The sequence below is a fragment of the Candidatus Didemnitutus sp. genome (assembly GCA_019634575.1).
GTDB lineage: Bacteria > Verrucomicrobiota > Verrucomicrobiia > Opitutales > Opitutaceae > Didemnitutus.
Genome location: JAHCAY010000001.1, coordinates 1,905,440 through 1,922,878 on the forward strand (window position 1 = coordinate 1,905,440; position 17,439 = coordinate 1,922,878).

Sequence of the window (17,439 nt, forward strand, 5' to 3'; positions counted from 1 at the left end):
GCCGGGTCGGACAAACGATGGAGCGGGGCGGCTGGGAGGTCGTGGGGCCGCGAAGGGGGCAATCTTGCTTCGGCCAGCTGAAACCGGCCGGTCTCACGCGGCGGCTTTGGGCGCGTAACCGGCGAGTGCGTCGCGCCACCACGGGGCGAGTTCGGCGAGCGGACGCGTCCATACTTCGCGATGGAGGCGGTCCATCGAGTCGGCATCGGCGAGCAGCGCGAGCTTCTCGTGCGCCTTCAGCGCCGCCGGTCCTTCGCGGAGCAGGTGCTCCTGCATCATGCGAAAATATTCCGTGATCGTCTCGGCGCGCGCGCGACGGTCGCGCAGCTGGCAGCGGTGGACGGCGTTCACGTAGGGGTCGACCACCGCGCGGGTGAACGCCACGTCGCGTCCGCCCATTTCCGCGCTGAACGCCGCGGTCGCCGGCTCCTCGAGCTTGGCCTGCAATTCGCGCAGCTCGGTCGGCGGGTCGAGCTCGTCCGGCGTGACGAAGATGCCCGCTCGTTGCGCAGCCTGCCCGTAGCGACGCAGCGCGGTGAGCGCGGAGAACGGGACCGCGAGGATCATGCCGAGCAACACGGGCGACATCCAAGGCAGCAACCCCGGCGCGAAGAAGATCAGCGCGAGCGCCCAAACGAGTCCGAGCGCGAGGTGGCCCTTGTGCGTCTCATAGGCTTCGCGCCAGTCGATCGTGTCGTCGCTGTCACGGCGTTGCGTAACCCATTTCACGCCGCTGCCGAGGATGATCGAGACGACGAACTTCGCATGGAAGAGCATCAGCACCGGCGCGAGCAGGATGGAGAAAAGCACTTCGCCGAGCACGCCAGCGCAGACCTTGCCGAAGCCGCCGAAGCGCGCCGTGCCACCGGGTTGCAACGCCAGATCGATCACCGCGAGAATCTTCGAGAGGAACAGCAACACGAACGTCGCGAGCGCGAGCACGCCCGCCTGCGCGCCGGCTGGCAGGCCCAGGAGATTGGCCACGCCCGGCTCGGGCATCCAGGTGAGGCCGGTGCGATTGAAGCCGACCATGAAGAGCGTGCCGATGACGAGCGACACGAACCAGAAGAGCGACGAGCTGTAGGCGAGAATGCCCATCGCAAAGTGCACGCGACTGACGCTGTGCAGGCCGCGCGCGAACACGAGCCACACGTGCTGCATGTTGCCCTGCGCCCAGCGGCGGTCGCGCTTCGCGTAGTCGATCAGCGTCGGCGGCAGTTCCTCGTAACTGCCCTCGAGTCCCGGCGTGAGCCACACCTCGTAGCCGGCGCGGCGCAGCAGCGCGGCTTCGACGAAATCGTGCGAGAGGATGCGACCGCCGAACGGTTCGCGGCCGGGCAGTTGCGGCAGCGCGCAGTGATCGATGAAGGCTTTCACGCGGATGATCGCGTTGTGGCCCCAGTAGTTGCCCTCGCTCTGTTGCCAATAATTCAGGCCGGCGAGAAAGATCGGGCCGTAGAGCCGCGAGGAGAATTGCAGCACGCGCGCGAACAGCGTCTCGGCGCCCATGAGCGCGGGCGCGGACTGGATGAGGCCGGTGCGCGGGTTGCGCTCCATCAGGCGCACCATCGTGACGATCGACTCGCCCGCCATCACGCTGTCGGCGTCGAGCACGACCATATAGCGGAAGCGGCGGCCCCAGCGACGGAGGAAGTCGCCGATGTTGCCGGCCTTCTTGTTCGAGTTGATGCGGCGCTTGCGGTAGAAGATGCGACCACGCGCGCCGAGTTCGCGGCAGAGTTCAACCCAGGCGAGCTCCTCCTTGATCCACTGGTCCGGCTCGGTCGAGTCGCTAAGAATGAAAAAGTCGAAGTGCTCGAGCTGCCCGGTGCGCTCGATGGATTTGTAGATCGCGCGCAGGCCGGCGAAGACGCGCGTCACTTCCTCGTTGTAGACCGGCAGCACGATCGCGGTCGGCGCGAGCGGCACGGTCGCGGGATCGTCGGGCAGCGTGCGGAAGATCGTCGCACGGTCCCCACGACCGCGGCGCGCGAGGAAACCGAACGCCGCCTGCGAGGCGCCAAACGAAAGGAGACCGAACAGCAGCGTGAACAGCGCCCAGATAACGCCCGCGGAGCCCTTCAGCGGCATGCCCCAAAGCAGATCGCCCATGAGGAACGAGCCGGTGGCGGTCACGACGACGACGAAGGTCACGACGGCGGTGCGCCGGCGCGTGATGCGCGACGGCGAGTGCAGCTCGAAGGGCAGCAGCGGGACTTTGATGCGGAAGGCCATCTCAGCAAAAGCAGTTCAAGCGAACCACAGATGAACACAGACACACACAGATGAAAAACGGCAGCGACAGCGCGAACCTCTCATCGCGTTTCCAAGCGTGGAGACGCGCAGAAACTTTTCCGGTCAATCTGTATTCGTCTGTGTCCATCTGTGGTTCTCCGCCCCGCTCAATAGCGCACGGCGTAGAATGCGGCGGCGAGCGCGCCGAGGTAGATCAGCCAAGTGGCTACGCCGCGCAGGAACGGCCACTTGTCGAAAGTGCGCCAGGTGTTGTCGGCGACTTCGGAGACCACACCGAGGTCGATGGCGCGCGGCGTCATGTTGGAGAACTCGAGATCGGGGCCGGCTTCGACGTAGGTCGTGCGCAGCTCGCGGAGCATCTCCGGCGGCAGATCGTCTTCGCGCAGGAAATGCTGCGGCCAGCGCTGCGGGAGGTCGGCGAGGTGCACGGCGGCGCGTTCGTGCGCGTAGCGGCGGCCGTCGTTTTCCGTGGGATCGGTGCCGACGTGGGTCTGGATCCAGCCGTCGATTAGAAGCATCGCGGCATCCGCGGCGATCTCGACGGGATGCTGCTCCAGCTGCGAGGCGCGGCGCTCGCGCGCGAAGGCGAGCACCTGCTCCGTCAGCTCCTCGAGCCGGGCGGACGGCACGCCGTGCGCGCTCAGATAGGCGCGGACGCGTTCGCGCGCCTCCGCCCACTCGGCGGCGTCGGCGACTTTGCCGGCGGCGTTCACGGTTTCCAGGACATCGCCCAGGTCTCGGTGACGACTTTGTCGCCGAGTTTCAGGCGGGCGCGCAGTTCGGTGAGCGGCGAGCCGGCGGGCGCGGAGAATGCCATGACGAGGCGCCACGAGCCGTCCTGTTCGTTGCGGACGACGTGCGTGTGCTCGAGCTTGGCGGGGCCGGCGGTCACGATCTCGGGGAAAAGCTCGGCGTCGACGGGGACGACGTCGGGTTTGAGGCCGTTGAAGTCGACGACGTAGCGTGTGCGGTTTTCCGCGCCGTCGTGCTGCGTCTGGCGCGTGGAGCGCACCCAGCCCGGCGCGCCGCCGAAGGTCGAGGCGTTGGTCCAGTGCAGGCGCCAGTTCAGCTCCATCGGTTTGTTGAGCGTGACCGGCGCATCGGGCGTGAAGAAGGCGACGATGTTGTCGTTGAATTCGTTGCCGGCGGGCAGTTCGACGAGGCGGACTTTGCCGGCGGGCCATGGGCCGATGGCTTCGACCCAGACGCTGGGGCGCATGTGGTAGAACGCCTCGAGATCCTCGTAGCTGGAGAAGTTACGGTCGCGCTGGAGCAGGCCGAAGCCGGCGAGCGCGGACGCGGGGATGTCGGTGCGGAGCAGGCCGGGCGGGTTCGTGAGCGGGCGCCAGACGCGCTCGTCCTTGCTCGGTGCCACGAGCAGGCCGTCGGAGTCGTGCACCTCGGGACGGAAATCACCGAAGTGATGCGGCGACATCTCGCCATACCAGAACATGCTCGTGAGCGGCGCGAAGCCCGGCAGGTCGACGGCGGTGCGGAAGTAGAGTGTGGCCTTCACGTCCACGACGGTCTCGTCGCCGGGCGTGATGACGAAGCTGTAGGCGCCGCAGACGGATTTGCTGTCGAGCAGCGCATGAACGACGAGGGATTTCGCGCCGGCGTCGGGTTTGCCGAGCCAGAACTCGATGAACGACGGGAATTCCTCCGGGGCGGGTCCGCCGGAGTTGAGCGCGAGACCGCGCGCGGAGAGACCGTAGCGCTGCTCCTTCGCGAGGGCACGGAAGTAACTCGCGCCGAGGAACGAGACGATCTCGTCCCACTTGCCGGGTTGGTTGATTTCGTTGATCACGCGGAAGCCCGCGTAGTTCAGCCCGCGCTTGGCCCAGAAGGACGGTTTCAGCTCCTGGTAATCGAAGAATTTCTGGGTGAACGGCAGCGGCTGCGTGTGCGTCGCGGTGAATTCGTGCACCTCGACGGTCTGGTTGAAGAGGTAGCCGGGATGGAAGAATTGGACCTGGAACGGCAGATTCTCCGCGCGCCACAACGAGTTCTCCGGGATGAAGCGGATGCGGCGATATTGGTCGTAGCCGAGCTTGCGGAAAAACGGACTCACCTGCTCGCGCGGCGGCTCATAGGGCTCGGTGGCGATCTCGGCCGCGAGCTGCTTCACGTATTCGTGATCGACCGTGACTCGCTCCACGCCGGCGCGGAGCGACACGGCAGAGGTGAGGCACGCGAAAGCGGCGAGCGTCGGGATGGGACGATGAAAATTCATTCCAGTCAGCGTGTTAACCGGGGGTGACGTGAAGGACCACTCAATTTAAGCAGATGCCGGACCGCGCCGCCCAAAAGCCAAGCGCTCGCAGCCGTCGGACCAGCGAAGAACGCCTTGGGCACCTGCCCGCCGGCGAACGATAAAAGAACCCCGAATGCCAACGATGCCACTGCCAGACCGCCATTTGAGCACTTCGGTGCCACCCAAGATGACACGCTGGAATTAGAACTATTCTAATTCTCACTTGAAACTCAGTCCCAACTGCATTGCCTTCGCCGTTCCCTTCGATGGATACCGAAACCACGCCTTTCACCCCCGACGCGCTCGTGAAGCGCCTCACCGACTCCGGCCTGCGCCCCACTCCGCAGCGCGAAGTCGTTTTCAAGGTCATCGTCGAAAAACGCGACCACCCGACCGCCGACGAAATCTTCGCCCGCGTGAAGTCGCAGATGCCGACCATCTCGCTCGCCACGGTCTACAACTGCCTCGAGACGCTCGTGCAATGCGGCCTCGTGCGCCAAGTGAACTTCGAACGCGCGCCCACGCGCTATTGCCCGAATCTCTGCCAGCACGCGCATTTCCGCGACGAGGCGACGGGCGAACTGCACGACATCGACCTGCCCGCCGACGTCATCGCCCGCCTGCACGAACTGCTGCCGACCGGTTTCAACGCGACGGACATCGAACTGAGCTTCCGCGGCAAGGCCGCTCCGGGCGCTGCCGCTCTCTCCCACGGCGCCAACTGACGCCACCGCCCGCACCGCGACTCTCAACTCTCATCCCTCCACTCTCAACTTTCCGCCTTCCGCAATGAGCCAACTCGAAATCAAAGACCTCCATATCAGCATCGGCGACAAGCCCATCGTCAAAGGCCTCAGCCTGACGATCAACCAGGGCGAAGTGCACGCCATCATGGGCCCCAACGGCACCGGCAAAAGCACGCTCTCCAAAGCCATCGCCGGCCACCCCGACTACACAATCACGAGCGGTGACGTGCTGATGAACGGTCAGTCGATTCTCTCCATGGAAGTCGACGAACGCGCCCGCGCCGGCCTCTTCCTCGCCTTCCAATACCCAAGCGAAATCCCCGGCGTCTCGATCGCCAACTTCCTCCGCGCCGCCGTCCAGGCCCGCATGGCCGAGGGCGAGGAGCTCGACGCCACCGCCTACTACAAGCGCCTCTACTCGAAGATGGACATGCTCAAGATCGACCGGAAGTTCACCTCCCGCTCGGTCAACGAGGGCTTCTCCGGCGGCGAGAAAAAGCGCTGCGAAATCCTCCAGATGGCGATGCTCGAGCCCAAGTTCTCCGTCATGGACGAGACCGACTCCGGCCTCGACATCGACGCTCTCCGCATCGTCGCCGAAGGCGTCAACGCCCTCCGCGGTGCCACGCTCGGCGTGCTGCTCATCACGCACTACCAGCGCCTCCTGAACTACATCGTCCCCGACTTCGTCCACGTCATGTATGACGGCCGCATCGTGAAGAGCGGCGACAAGTCACTCGCGCTCGAGCTCGAAGCCAAGGGCTACGACTGGGTGAAGAAGGAACTCGTCAAAGCCTGACGCCGCTGCGCGGCGCTCGTTGAAGTGAGAAGTTGAAGCCCACAACCGCCCAACCGTTCACCTCACTTAAACTTAAACTTTCCACCTAAACTTTTTCGCATGAAACCTCCGAGTGAAACCGATGCCGTCGACGCCACCGTCGAGAATCCCGTCGCCGGCATCGACCAATCCGCCGGCAACTTCAGCTACGACGTCAACTACGAGTTCGACGCCGGCACCGGCCTCACGGAAAACACCGTCCGCTACATCAGCTCGGTGAAGAAGGAAGCCGACTGGCTCCTCGAATTCCGTCTCAAGGCCCTCAAGACCTTCCTCGAAAAACCGCTTCCGACCCACTGGGCGACGAAGGATCTCGAGAACATCAATTTCGACAAGATCCGCTATTACCTCGCGCAAGGCCAGAAGCCGAAGCGCACGTGGGATGAAGTCCCCGACGACATCAAGAAGACCTTCGAGCGCCTCGGCATTCCCGAGCAGGAGCGCAAGTTCCTCGCCGGCGTCGAAGCGCAATTCGACTCCGAGGCGGCCTACTCGAATATCAAGGAAGCCGTCGCGAAGCAGGGCGTCATCTTCGTCAACTCCACCGAAGGCCTCCGCGAGCACCCCGAGCTCTTCCGCAAGTGGTTCGGCAAGGTCATCCCGACCGGCGACAACAAATTCTCCGCGCTCAACAGCGCCGTGTTCTCCGGCGGCTCGTTCATCTACGTGCCGCCGGGCGTGAAGGTCTCGCACCCGCTCCAAGCCTACTTCCGCATCAACGCGGAGAACTTCGGCCAATTCGAGCGCACGCTCATCATCTGCGACGAGGGTTCCGAAGTCGTCTACATGGAAGGCTGCACCGCGCCGAAGTTCTCCACCTCCACGCTGCACAGCGCGGTCGTCGAGCTCGTCGCGCTCAAGGGCGCCAAGATCCAATACATCACCGTCCAGAACTGGGCGCCCAACGTCTACAACCTCGTCACCAAGCGCGGCCTCGCGATGGAAGACGCCGAGATCAAGTGGATCGACTGCAACATCGGCAGCCGCCTCACGATGAAATACCCCGGCGTCGTCCTGAAGGGCGAGCGCGCCCGCGGCGAAGTCATCTCTATCGCCCTCGCCAACGACGGCCAGCACCAGGACACCGGCGCGAAGATGATCCACGCCGCCAACAACACGACCTCTAACGTCATCTCCAAATCCATCTCCGTCGGCCAAGGCCGCGCGACCTACCGCGGCCAGGTGCACATCCCGAAAAACCTCAAGGGCTGCAAAAACAACACCGAGTGCGACGCGCTGCTCATCAACACGAACAGCCGCACCGACACCTATCCCGCCATCACCGTCCGCGGCGACAAGAACGCCACGCAGCACGAGGCGAGCGTCTCCAAGGTTTCCGAGGACATGATCTTCTACATGCAACAGCGCGGTCTCACCGAGGCGCAGGCCATGAGCCTCGCCGTGAACGGCTTCATCAACGACCTCGCCCGCCAGTTCCCGATGGAATACTCCGTCGAACTGAAGCGCCTCATCGACCTCGAAATGGAAGGAAGCGTCGGCTGAGCAATTAAACGCAAAGGCGCTAAGCCGCTAAGAACCCAGCTCAAAAACTTCTTCGCGTCTCTTCGCACCTTCGCCTCTTCGCGTTAAAATAAAATGTCCTTTCCCGTTCCCACTTCCGCTTCCGCCGCTGTCGTCGGCTCGTTCACTGAAGCCGCCTTCGCCGCGCACCTCGCGCGCGTCGCCCACCTGCCCGCGTGGTGGCTCGACCGCAAGAAGGCCGCCTATGCGCGCTTCGCCGCGCTGCCGATGCCCAAGCGCACTGACGAGGGCTGGCGCTTCTCCAACTTCGCCGCGCTCACCCTCGACGGCTTTTCGCTGCCCGAGCCCGTCAAGCTTGCCGACGTCCATCACACCGCGATGGGCATCACCGGCGCCGGCACGCTCGCCCTCGCCAACCACCGCGTCGTCGTCAGCGAGCCCATCGCCGCCGAGTTCGCGCAGAAAGGCGTGATCTTCGCCTCGCTGCAGGATGCGCTCCTGAAGCACGGCGAACTCGTCCGCGCCCACCTGCTCACGCAGCCCTCGAAGCTCGGCTCCGAGAAATTCGCCGCGTTGCACGAAGCCTTCCTCGAAGACGGCGCTTTCGTCTACGTGCCGAAGCACACCGAGGTTGCCGTCCCGTTCGGCGTCTTCCACTACGCCGCCAACGCCGGCACCGCGCTGTTCCCGCACACGCTCGTCGTCGCCGAGGAGAACGCGAAGGTCACGGTCGCCGACTTTTTCCGCTCGGCGAACGCGGGCGAGCGCCAGTTCATCTGCGGCGGCAACGACCTCTTCGCCAGCCACGGCGCGCAGATCACCTACGTCGCCATGCAGGACTGGAGCCGCGAAACCCTCGCCCTCCAGTTCAACGCCACCATCGCCCGGCGCGACGCCCGCGTCCTCTCCCTCAATCTCCACGCCGGTGCGCGTCAGGCGCGGCACGAGAGTTTCTCTCAGTTGCAAGCGCCCGGCGCGCACTCGGAAATGCTCGCGCTCACCATCGCACACGACACCCAGGAGTTCGACCAGCGCACGCTGCAGATTCATCAGGCACCCAACACCTCCTCGAATCTGCTCTACAAAAACGCCCTCCTCGACCGCGCGAAGACCATCTTCTCCGGCCTGATCGTCGTCGATCCCGACGCCCAGAAGACCGACGCCTACCAGTCGAACCGCAACCTGATGCTCTCCGACGACGCCGAAGCTCACTCGCTCCCCGGTCTCGAGATCCAGGCCAACGACGTCCGCTGCACGCACGGCGCCACGTCCGCCCGCATCCCCGCCGAGCAGGAGTTCTACCTCCAATCGCGCGGCATCCGGAAGGCGCAGGCCGACGAATTGCTCGTGTTCGGTTTCTTCGAGGAAGTCCTCGGCAAACTCGAAAACCAGGAACTCCACGACCGCCTCAGCGAAATCATCCGCGCCAAATTCAAGGAATGAGTTTCGACACAGAGAAAGACCAGAGAACTACAGAGGACACGGAGCACCCAAACTCCTCTTTCCCTACTCTGTGACCTCTGTGTCTCCTCTTTCCATCTCTGTGACTAAATAAGCCAAATGACCAACCGCGAACGCACCCTCTCCCGCGACGTCGTCGCGCACCAGATCCCGTCCGGCGATAAGCAGACGCTCGCCGCCGGCGAGACCGTCCTCATCCACCAAGTTCTCGGTGGCAGCTACACCGTGCAGACCGGCTTCGGCCTCTTCCGCATCAACGGCTCCGACGCCGATGCGCTCGGTGAAGAGGTAAAAGCCTCCAACATCGCCGCCGCCGCCACCGCGGACGGTGCGCCCGAATCCGAGGCCATCTGGCAGCAACTTCGTCAGGTCTACGACCCCGAGATCCCGGTCAACATCGTCGACCTCGGCCTCATTTACTCGATGGAAGTTTCGAAGCAGGACGACGGCGGCCACCGCGTCGACGTCCAGATGACGCTCACCGCGCCTGGCTGCGGCATGGGCCCCGTCATCGCGGAAGACGCGAAGAGCAAAATCCTCCTCGTCCCCGGCGTCAGCGCCGCCGACGTCCGCATCACTTGGGAGCCACCCTGGAATCAGTCCATGATCTCCGAAGAGGGAAAGATGAAGCTCGGCCTCATCTGAGGTTCGGTTCTTCGCTCCTGTAGCGGCGGTGTGCCCGCCGAAAGTCAGGCCGGTCTAAGACCGGCCTTTTATTTTCTCCGCGAATCCCGCGTTGCTCAACCTAACCGCGCGTCGCACCGTCGCGGCATGAACGTCGCCGGACGTCCCTTCCGCACCATCTGGCCCGCCGCTGATGGCGTGAGCGTCGAGATCATCGACCAGACGCAACTGCCGCACGCGTTCGCGATCGCCCGCCTCGCCTCCCTCGAAGACACCGCGCACGCCATCCGCGCCATGCTCGTGCGCGGCGCGCCGCTCATCGGCGCCACCGCCGCGTGGGGTCTGTGGCTCGCGCTCCGCGCCGACGCCTCCGATGCCGCGCTCGCCCACGCCCACGCCACGCTGCTCGCCACGCGTCCCACCGCCGTGAATCTCCGCTGGGCCCTCGACCGCGGACGCGCGCACCTCGCTCCGCTGTCGGCCTCCGCCCGCGCCGACGCCGCCCGCCGTCTCGCGATCGAAATCTGCGACGAGGACGTCGCGCTCAACCGCGGCATCGCCACCGCCGGCCTCCCGCTCATCCGCACCGTCGCCGCGCGCAAATCCGCCGGTCAACCGGTCAACATCCTCACGCACTGCAACGCCGGCTGGCTCGCCGCCGTCGACGTCGGTCTCGCCACTGCGCCGATCTACGCCGCGCACGACGCCGCCATCCCCGTTCACGTCTGGGTCGACGAAACGCGTCCGCGCAACCAGGGCGCGAGCCTCACTGCGTGGGAACTCCTCCACCACGGCGTGCCGCACACCGTCATCCCCGACAACGCCGGCGGACATCTTATGCAACATGGCCATGTCGACCTCGTCATCGTCGGCACCGACCGCACCACCGCCACCGGCGACGTCTGCAACAAGATCGGCACCTACCTGAAAGCCCTCGCCGCGCACGACAACGGCGTGCCGTTCTACGTCGCCGCGCCCTCGCCGAGCATCGACTGGACGCTCCGCGACGGTCTCCGCGAAATTCCCATCGAGGAACGCTCCGCGCGCGAGGTCACACACCTCGCCGGCCGCCTGCCCGATGGCTCCGTCGCCACCGTCGCGCTCACGCCCGACGGCAGTCCCGCCGCCAATCCCGCCTTCGACGTCACGCCCGCCCGCCTCGTCACCGGCCTCATCACCGAGCGCGGCGTCTGCGCGGCCAGCGCAGCCGGCTTACGCGGTCTGTTTCCCGACCGCTGAGCGACTCAACTCCCGGACGGCGCACGGCGCGCCGCCCGGAGAGGACCATCAGTGCACGGCCGCCACCGCCGCCGCGCGGATGAGAGCGATGCGCTCGACCTTGCGTCGCGCGACGCGTGGCGCGACGACGGGCCGCACCGGCTCCTCGGCGACAAACACGAGGAACGCCCCGCAGTGTTCGCAAAGGTGGAGCTCGTCGCTCGTCGCGGCCTGGCGGATCCAGGCGGCGAGTTTCAAGTGGCATCCGCCGCAGATGCCGCGACGGACTTCGGCGAACGGCTTCGTGCCGTTCACGACGAGCCGGTTGTAGTGCGCCAGCACCGGCGGCGGCAGCGCCGCGCGCAATTCGGCCGCGCGAGCCTCGCGTTCCGGCGACAGATCGCCGGCCGCGGTTTCGAGGGAGCGAAGCTCCTGGAGAAGAGGGAGGGAAGCATTCATGGGAGGGAAAAAGAAAAGGCGGCCCGGCATGCGGGCCGCCGGCGCGGGATCGGTTCAGAGGACGGGCGTGCGTTTGGTGGCGCGTTGTTTCTTGGCGGGACGCTGCACCGGTTTCGGCGCGGAAAAGGCGACCGGAGCGGCCGGCGCAGGAGCGGGAACCGGAGCGGCCGCCGCGATCGGCGTCACGGCGACGACGACTGGCGCGTTGGTCGGCTGAGCAACGACGGGCGCATTGGCACCCGCGGTGGGAGTGAGTTCGGAATTCATGGGAAGCTTTCGGTTGGCGTGCCCGACGCGGGCACGACTCCTCCTTCGCAATGCCCGTGCCGCCTCGTTGCGGCCGCGCGTTAGCGGGCGCACGCGAACCACTTGCCGCGCGAATCGCCCGCCGCTCCCGCCGCGCCTGGGCGTTTTCCCCGCCGCCGCGCGGCGCAATCCTTGCACCTCGCCGCCGCGCGCGGTGCAAATTTCAGACCGCCTTCGGCCCGAGCAGTCCGTAGCGCTTCAACTTGTATTGCAGCGCGCGCCGACTGATGCCGAGCAACCGCGCCGCCTCTGCGCGGTTCGCCGTGGCGTGCTTGATCGTCTGCGCGATGAGCAGTTTTTCCGCCTCCTCGATCGTCATGCCGGCGCGGATTTCCACGCTGGCACCCGCGTTCTCCTGCGCGCGGATTTCGTCGGGCAACTCGTCGACGCCGATCACCGGACCGCTCGAGGTCACCACGATGCGCTCGGCGACGTTGCGCAGCTGTCGGATGTTGCCCGGCCACGGGAAACGCTGGCACAGCCGCATCGCCTCCGGCGCGAGCCGCTTCGCACGCCGCCGGTGTTTCGCGCAGAAGCGCACCACGAACGCCTCGATCAACAGCGGAATGTCCTCCGCACGCTCGCGCAGCGCCGGCACCGCGATCGGAATCACGTGCAGCCGATAATAGAGATCCTCGCGAAATTTTCCCGCCGCCACCGCCTCGAGCAGACTCTTGTTCGTCGCCGCCACCACGCGCACGTCGACACGCACCAGCTCCGTGCCGCCGACCATGCGAAACGCTCCGTCCTCGAGCACGCGCAGCAGGTCGCCCTGCCCTTTCGGCGACAGGTCGCCGATCTCGTCGAGGAAAAGCGTGCCGCCGTCCGCGAGCTGGAAGCGCCCGAGCTTGTCCGCCCGCGCGTCGGTGAACGCGCCTTTGCGATAACCGAACAACTCCGCCTCGACCAGCTGCTCGGGCAACGCCGCGCAGTTGACGAAGATGAAGGGCCGCGCCGCGCGCACACTGCGTTCGTGAATGAGCCGCGCCACGAGCTCCTTGCCCGTGCCGCTCTCGCCCTCGATCAGCACCGTCACGTCGCTCCGCGCGATCTCCTCCGCCGCGCGCCGCAAGCGGCGCATCACTTCGCTCTCGCCGATGAGCTGCCCGCCCGCGGCGCCCGTCTCCGGCGCCGTCACGCTCGCCCCATCGATTTCCTCGGCCATGACTCGCGAATGCGCGCGCGCAGGAATTTCCGCAAGCCCGCCGCGTGTCCAGCGCGGCGCCGATCGCGCGCCATGCGCGCGGCGCCCTTTTTTGCCCGGTGAGCCGCACTCATCGCCGGCATGAGCAACGCTCCAAAGCCGCCTCCGCCGGACACTAACGCCGGAACTTCGCAGGCCGCGCCGCGAGAATCCCGGCCCGGCAAGAATTGCACCAAACCTCATCCGGTCGGCGAGCGCGGCTTATTCCCGCCGCGACCGCGCCGCCCGGCGCCGCGAGAATTACTTCGCCGCGACCACGATTTGCCAATCGTCGGGCACTTCCTGGCCGTTGGCTTTCGCCACCGCGCGGAGGAAAAACTGGCCCTTCAACGTCTCGGGGAACGCCGCCGTCAGCATCTGGGCCAGTCCGGCGTCCTCCTTGCGGACGACGAAGTAGAGCGCGAATTTGGCCTTCGCGCCGGTCTGCGTCGCTTTGATGATTTCGAAATCCGACGAGACCATCGCGCGCGGGACGCCGTTGCCGACGATCAGGCCCACATCGCAGCTGCCGGTGGCGAGGCCGAACGCGGCGCGATCAGAGTCCAGCGCCTGCGGCTTCACCGGGACCGGCTCCTTGCAGCGCTGGCCGAGCTCGAACGCCAGCGCCTCCGCGAACGCGGTGTGGAGCGCGTCGTGGCCGGCGGCCTTGCGCTCCGCATCGACGATGACCAGACGCAGCGCGCGGCTGGATTCGACGCGCAATTGATTTTTATCGGCCGCGAACGCCGTGACGGCGCACGCCAAGGCCAGCAAGCCGGCAAGGTGCTTCGTGGACATAGACAACGGGGGTTAAAACTAAGACTGCGACGGTGCACATCGGCACAATCGCGCCGCGCTTGAGCGCCGCCGCGCGTGGCCGTCCGGCGCGGTGATTTTCAGCGCGAAAGGGCCACCGAATTCGTGAGGTTCATTCCCTCCCACCTCCGGCTAGGACGCGCGCCCTTGAGTTCGCGCGCGACGCGCACTGACTCCCGGCCGACATGAGAAACGCCACGCTTCTCTCCCGCGCCACCGTGCTCGCCTACGGCTTTTTTGCTTACGCGGTCTCGTTCTCCACACTCCTCTATGCCGTCGGTTTCATCGGCGATTTTCTCGTGCCCAAGACGATCGACGGCACGCCGACAGTCTCGCCCGGCTTGGCGGCAGTGGTCGACGCCGCGCTGCTCGTGCTGTTCGCGCTGCAACACAGCGTGATGGCGCGCCCGTTCTTCAAACGCCGGCTCACGCGTTTCATCCCCGCCGCCGCCGAACGCTCCACCTACGTGCTGGCCTCGTCGGTCGCGCTGCTGGTTCTCTTCCGTTACTGGGAACCGCTGGGCGGCGGCGTGTGGACCGTCGAGCAACCCGCCGTGCGCCTGCTGCTGCAAGTGGGCTTCGGCATCGGCTGGATCGTGGTGCTGGCGACGACTTTTCTGATCCACCACTTCGACCTGTTCGGGCTGCGCCAGGTGTGGTTCTTCTTCCACAGCCGCGAATACACCGGCCTGCGTTTCGTCACGCCCGGGCTCTATCAAATCGTCCGCCACCCGCTCTACGTCGGCTGGCTGATGGTCTTCTGGCTCACCCCGCACATGACGGTGACGCATCTGTTTTTCGCGGTCATGACGACCGCCTACATCCTCATCGCGATCCGGTTCGAGGAACGCGATCTCACCGACGCGCATCCGGAATACCACGACTATCGCCGTCGCACGCCGATGTTGCTGCCGCGTCTGCGGCGCGAGGAGGCCGATTGACTTTCCGCCCGCCGGGCGAGCCGCCAATGGCTGCCCGGCAGGTGCGGCGGGATTCTTCCCGCCGGGCGCGCTGGGGGCAGTGCGCCGAATATTTTCTTGGAACCGCACCCTCGTGGTGCGGTTCTTTCTTTGTCATGAGCCACCCGTCGCGCCCGGAATTTTGGGACGAGCGCTACGCCGCCGGCACGACGCCGTGGGACTACGGCGGCGTGCCGCCGCAACTCCGGCGTTACCTCGAGGCTCGGCCAAGCGGCGGGCGTGCGCTCATCCCCGGCTGCGGCTCCGGCCACGAAATCGCGGCGTTCTACGAGGCGGGCTACGACGTCACCGCAGTGGACTTCGCGCCCGCCGCCGTCGAGCGCGCCCGCGCCAACCTCGGGCCGGTGCTCGCCGACCGCGTGTTCCTCGGCGATTACTTCACCTTCGACTTCGCCGCGGCGCCGTTCGACGTGATCTACGAACGCACTTTCCTGTGCGCGCTGCCGCCCGAGTTGCGCCCGAAATACATCGCCCGGATGGCGCAACTGCTGAAACCGGGCGGCGTGCTCGTGGGGCTGTTCTATCTCGGCGAGGAGCAGGGCGGCCCGCCCTACCAGCTCCACGCCGGCGATGAGGCGAAGCTCTTCTCGCCGCGCTTCGTGCTGGCGCAGGATCAGCCGGCGGCGGAACCGTTCCCGCTCTTCGGCAACAACGAGCGCTGGCGCGAATACCGCCGCGTCAGGTAGCGCGCCGCCACCAGCCGCGGCACCCGAGCCAGACGACGCCCAAGACCAGACACACCCAGGTCGCCGGCTCGGGCACCGCGAGAACGTTCAGCGAAGTGATGCTGCCGCCGTTGATCAGCAACGCGGGGTTGATGGCCGCGCCGGTCAGGCTGTCGAAGCTGCCCACTTGGTAGTAACCTCCGACGCTGTTGTAGGAGCTGACGTAGAGCGCCCCGGTCGGATCGAGCGCGAGCGCGCGCGGGCTCGAAAGCCCGCTGATGAGATTGGAGCTGATGACCGCACCGGTCGTCGCGTCGTAAACCGCCACGCTGTTGCCCTGCACCGACGCGACGTAGAGACGGTTGCTCGCCGTGTTCACGGCCATGCCCATCGGCACGCCGGCGATGCCGGTGACGAGGTTGCGATTGATGGCCGCGCCGGTGGTCGCGTCGAAGACGCTCACCGTCCCCGAGTAATCGCTGACGTAGAGCCGGCCGGCGCCGTCGGAGAGCAGGTATTCGGGCGAGGCGAAACCGGTCAGAAAATTCGCGCTCGTGAGCGCGCCGGTCGTCGCGTCGTAAAGGCTGACGCGCTGCTGCGACTGCGAGGCGACGTAGAGATTATTGCCCCACAGCGCCAAGCCAGTCGGCGTGTTCGCACCCGCCTGCAGGAAGGTCTGGTTGATCGTCGCACCAGTCGTCGCGTTGTAGACGCCGACCTGCGCCTGTCCATACAGCGCGACGTAGAGCTGGCCCTTGCCGTCGAGCGCGGATTCCCACGTGTAGGAATTCGTGTTGCCCAGCGGGGCCGCGATCGGCGCGCCCGTGAGCGCATTGAACGAATAGAAATACGGCCCCACCGTCACGTAGAGCGTCGTCTGCGCCGCCAGCCCGCCCGCGAGCAGGCAAAACAACATCGCCCGGCGAATGAACCGGCTCATGTCACGGCCTTTCTCTTTCGCCGCAGCAGCCACATCGCTCCGAGCACCACGAGCGCGATCATCAACGCGCTCGCCGCCGGCTCCGGCACCGCGGACACGGTGATGAGGATCGCCCGCTGGTCAGCCATGCCCGCATCGTAAGCCTGCCCCACGAGATAAAGCGTGCTGCCCACGAGCTCCGCGCCGTGAATGATCGACGACATGAAACTCGGCCCGATCGCCGCCGTGATCGCCGGCTGCAAATCGTAGAATGTCGCCGCATCGCCCGCCCACCATCCAGCGTGATCGTAACCGCCAAACTGCGCCGCGCCCGCCTGCAACGAACCCGCTGTCGCATAGACGACCGAGCTCGTCGCGCCGACCGGATTCAAATCGACGACGCTCGCCGCATCGCCGAACCACAGCGCGGCGTGCGAGTTCGCACCCACGCCCATTTGCCCCGCCTGCGCCGCGCCGGTCATCGAGTAAACGAGCGAGTAACTCGCGCCCGCCGGATGCAGATCGACGAAGCTCGCCGCGCTCCCACTCCACAGCGCCGCATGGGTCACACCGCCGATCGCCGCATAGCCGCCTTGTTGCGCCGCCGTGAGAGCGAGCACTTCCGAACCGGCCGCGCCCGCCGGGTTCAAATCCACCGCACTCGCCGCCGTGCCGCTCCACAGCGTCGCATGCGCCACGCCCGCATAGCGTGCCGATCCGCCCTGCTGCGTCACGGACAACGCGGTGACGATCGAGGACGACGCGCCCGCGGGATGCAAATCGACGAAGCTCGCCGCCGTCCCGCTCCACAACGCCGCATGATCGTTGCCGTTCACCCCGACAAAGTCCGCGAAGCCGCCCTGCTGTGAACCGTTCGTGGCGAGCGCGTGCGAGTCGAACGCCCCCGCGGGATTGAGATTCACGACGCTGCCCGCGCTCCCGCTCCACACCGTCGCGACCGTGCCGTCGAAGCCCGCCTGCTGGCCGTTGCTCACCGCGTAGGCCACGCTGTTGGCGGTCGGACTGCCCAGATCGACAACCGACACCTGCGCGTGAGCCGCCGCGCAAATGCCCCACCCCGCCACCCGGAACCACGAGCGAAGCGAGAACAGGGGCGTCAGTTTCATCGGCCCGGTTTGGGGAGTCGGCCGGCGCCGATTACGCGAATTCGCACAGGATTTCGCACGTCCTGACCGGTCGGCTAAGCCAGCGCGTAAAAACTGAAATGCGCT

Annotated in this window: 17 protein-coding genes; 8 read left to right on the plus strand and 9 right to left on the minus strand. The window is 66.2% G+C overall.

From position 1 onward, the window contains the following. Positions 1-93: 93 nt before the first annotated feature. The 3 genes from mdoH to KF715_08015 all read right to left on the minus strand — a co-directional run bounded on the left by mdoH (position 94) and on the right by KF715_08015 (position 4,489). A complete protein-coding gene (gene mdoH / locus KF715_08005; GenBank protein MBX3736616.1) occupies positions 94-2,235 on the minus strand; it encodes a glucans biosynthesis glucosyltransferase MdoH in 2,142 nt (713 codons plus the stop codon). A gap of 167 nt (positions 2,236-2,402) precedes the next feature. Further along, complete coding sequence (locus tag KF715_08010; GenBank protein MBX3736617.1) at positions 2,403-2,969, minus strand: hypothetical protein; 567 nt, start codon at positions 2,967-2,969, stop codon at positions 2,403-2,405. Beyond that, entirely contained in the window at positions 2,966-4,489 is a 1,524-nt protein-coding gene (locus KF715_08015) for a glucan biosynthesis protein (protein ID MBX3736618.1), read from the minus strand. The genes KF715_08010 and KF715_08015 overlap by 4 nt, the downstream gene beginning before the upstream one ends. Before the next feature lie 287 nt (positions 4,490-4,776). Between KF715_08015 and KF715_08020 the strand changes: the two genes are divergently transcribed. From KF715_08020 to mtnA, 6 genes are all read left to right on the plus strand, one after another. Further along, the gene (locus KF715_08020) at positions 4,777-5,235 is read left to right on the plus strand and encodes a transcriptional repressor (GenBank protein MBX3736619.1); all 459 of its coding nucleotides are present in this window, start codon (positions 4,777-4,779) and stop codon (positions 5,233-5,235) included. Positions 5,236-5,299: 64 nt separating this feature from the next. Beyond that, positions 5,300-6,055, plus strand: coding sequence for a Fe-S cluster assembly ATPase SufC (sufC, locus tag KF715_08025; protein ID MBX3736620.1), 756 nt, complete (start codon positions 5,300-5,302; stop codon positions 6,053-6,055). A 99-nt stretch (positions 6,056-6,154) separates the two neighbouring features. After that, positions 6,155-7,597 carry a Fe-S cluster assembly protein SufB gene (sufB, locus tag KF715_08030; GenBank protein ID MBX3736621.1) on the plus strand — a complete coding sequence of 481 codons (1,443 nt, stop codon included), beginning with the start codon at positions 6,155-6,157 and terminating at the stop codon, positions 7,595-7,597. Between the two features lie 93 nt (positions 7,598-7,690). Beyond that, positions 7,691-9,019 carry a Fe-S cluster assembly protein SufD gene (gene sufD, locus KF715_08035; GenBank protein ID MBX3736622.1) on the plus strand — a complete coding sequence of 443 codons (1,329 nt, stop codon included), beginning with the start codon at positions 7,691-7,693 and terminating at the stop codon, positions 9,017-9,019. A gap of 117 nt (positions 9,020-9,136) precedes the next feature. Next, entirely contained in the window at positions 9,137-9,682 is a 546-nt protein-coding gene (gene sufT / locus KF715_08040) for a putative Fe-S cluster assembly protein SufT (protein MBX3736623.1), read from the plus strand. Between the two features lie 126 nt (positions 9,683-9,808). Continuing rightward, on the plus strand, positions 9,809-10,900 hold the full coding sequence (mtnA, locus tag KF715_08045; GenBank protein MBX3736624.1) for an S-methyl-5-thioribose-1-phosphate isomerase: 1,092 nt from the start codon (positions 9,809-9,811) through the stop codon (positions 10,898-10,900). 48 nt (positions 10,901-10,948) lie between these two features. On the opposite strand, the gene KF715_08050 is transcribed toward mtnA, so the two are convergent. The 4 genes from KF715_08050 to KF715_08065 form a co-directional block, all read right to left on the minus strand. Then, complete coding sequence (locus KF715_08050) at positions 10,949-11,338, minus strand: hypothetical protein (protein ID MBX3736625.1); 390 nt, start codon at positions 11,336-11,338, stop codon at positions 10,949-10,951. A 54-nt stretch (positions 11,339-11,392) separates the two neighbouring features. After that, entirely contained in the window at positions 11,393-11,605 is a 213-nt protein-coding gene (locus KF715_08055) for a hypothetical protein (GenBank protein MBX3736626.1), read from the minus strand. A 202-nt stretch (positions 11,606-11,807) separates the two neighbouring features. Further along, on the minus strand, positions 11,808-13,031 hold the full coding sequence (locus tag KF715_08060; protein MBX3736627.1) for a sigma-54-dependent Fis family transcriptional regulator: 1,224 nt from the start codon (positions 13,029-13,031) through the stop codon (positions 11,808-11,810). Between the two features lie 57 nt (positions 13,032-13,088). Continuing rightward, the gene (locus KF715_08065; protein ID MBX3736628.1) at positions 13,089-13,625 is read right to left on the minus strand and encodes a hypothetical protein; all 537 of its coding nucleotides are present in this window, start codon (positions 13,623-13,625) and stop codon (positions 13,089-13,091) included. 203 nt (positions 13,626-13,828) lie between these two features. Here KF715_08065 and KF715_08070 point away from each other — a divergent pair, with 203 nt between their 5' ends. Both KF715_08070 and KF715_08075 read left to right on the plus strand, forming a co-directional pair. Further along, positions 13,829-14,584, plus strand: coding sequence for an isoprenylcysteine carboxylmethyltransferase family protein (locus KF715_08070; protein MBX3736629.1), 756 nt, complete (start codon positions 13,829-13,831; stop codon positions 14,582-14,584). A gap of 134 nt (positions 14,585-14,718) precedes the next feature. Next, positions 14,719-15,309, plus strand: coding sequence for a methyltransferase domain-containing protein (locus KF715_08075; protein MBX3736630.1), 591 nt, complete (start codon positions 14,719-14,721; stop codon positions 15,307-15,309). On the opposite strand, the gene KF715_08080 is transcribed toward KF715_08075, so the two are convergent. Both KF715_08080 and KF715_08085 read right to left on the minus strand, forming a co-directional pair. Continuing rightward, the gene (locus tag KF715_08080; GenBank protein MBX3736631.1) at positions 15,302-16,228 is read right to left on the minus strand and encodes a PQQ-binding-like beta-propeller repeat protein; all 927 of its coding nucleotides are present in this window, start codon (positions 16,226-16,228) and stop codon (positions 15,302-15,304) included. The genes KF715_08075 and KF715_08080 overlap by 8 nt on opposite strands. Further along, positions 16,225-17,334, minus strand: coding sequence for a PEP-CTERM sorting domain-containing protein (locus KF715_08085; protein MBX3736632.1), 1,110 nt, complete (start codon positions 17,332-17,334; stop codon positions 16,225-16,227). The genes KF715_08080 and KF715_08085 overlap by 4 nt, the downstream gene beginning before the upstream one ends. Between the last annotated feature and the right edge of the window lie 105 nt (positions 17,335-17,439).